Origin of the sequence: Psychrobacter sp. 4Dc (genome assembly GCF_002836715.1) — a bacterium.
Classification (GTDB): domain Bacteria; phylum Pseudomonadota; class Gammaproteobacteria; order Pseudomonadales; family Moraxellaceae; genus Psychrobacter.
This window is the reverse complement of the sequence record NZ_PJAT01000052.1, coordinates 1-360: the sequence shown is the minus strand read 5'-3', so window position 1 is coordinate 360 and position 360 is coordinate 1. Positions and strand designations below refer to the sequence as shown.

General features: G+C 49.4%; 1 protein-coding gene. It reads left to right on the top strand.

Going from position 1 to position 360, the window contains the following annotated elements; genetic code table 11:
• On the top strand, nt 1–360 hold a 360-nt coding region (locus tag CXF61_RS13995), incomplete at both ends, for a cadherin-like domain-containing protein (protein WP_193834168.1).

The window sequence follows — 360 nt, the reverse complement described above, 5'->3', positions numbered from 1 at the left end:
GTTGCTGAAGATGGCTCAGTCATCTTGACACCGCTCAATGGTGACAGCGATATTGATGGTGATACGTTAAGTATCACCTCGATCAATGGCACTGTATTAACACCTGGCACCGCTCAAAGTATTACTGTAGACAACGGCGTGGTCACGACTGACATTAATGGCGTCATCACCTTCACCCCAGAAGCCAACTTTAATGGCAGCGTGAGCTTCCCGTACACCATCAGCGATGGCAAAGGCGGTACAGATACTGCTACAGAGACCATCACCGTCACGGCTGTCAATGATGCACCGATTGCGGTGAATGACAGCTACACCGTTGCTGAAGATGGTTCAGTCATCTTAACCCCACTCAAAGGTGAT